Below are 358 nucleotides of genomic sequence, written 5' to 3'. Positions count from 1 at the left end.
CGACGGTCTGCGGCAGCGTGATGTCGCTGGTGATGTAGATGAAGGCGTACCCTTCCCCGCGAACGTGGTTATACCCGCCGAATAGACGGATCATGGTCCCCTTCTTCGCCTTGAGAATGCGCAGCGAGCGCGCTTCGTCGTTGATGCAGCCCGAATTCCCGCCGAGGTTGAACGCGCTGTAGGGAATCGATCGTCTACATACCACCTCCTGGGTTGCATCATTCCCCTCATAGAGCACCAGTGCCGCGTCGGAAAAGTCGATTGACGGCAGCGGAGGCGGCGCCTCCAGCGGGTACTCGCCGACCAACCGCTTGTTCGCGTGCCCTTGGCCGGAGTGGATGCTGTACACCAGGAACAA

The 358-nt window shown here is 60.6% G+C and carries 1 protein-coding gene; it reads right to left on the bottom strand.

Annotation, left to right across the window (positions count from 1 at the left end; genetic code table 11):
• On the bottom strand, positions 1–358 hold a 358-nt coding region (locus KVS69_RS18995), incomplete at both ends, for a hypothetical protein (RefSeq protein ID WP_217539523.1).

This window comes from Stenotrophomonas sp. GbtcB23 (assembly GCF_019091045.1).
Taxonomy (GTDB): Bacteria; Pseudomonadota; Gammaproteobacteria; order Xanthomonadales; family Xanthomonadaceae; genus Stenotrophomonas; species Stenotrophomonas rhizophila_A.
The sequence above is the reverse complement of the archived record's forward strand: the minus strand, read 5'-3'. Positions and strand labels throughout refer to the sequence as shown.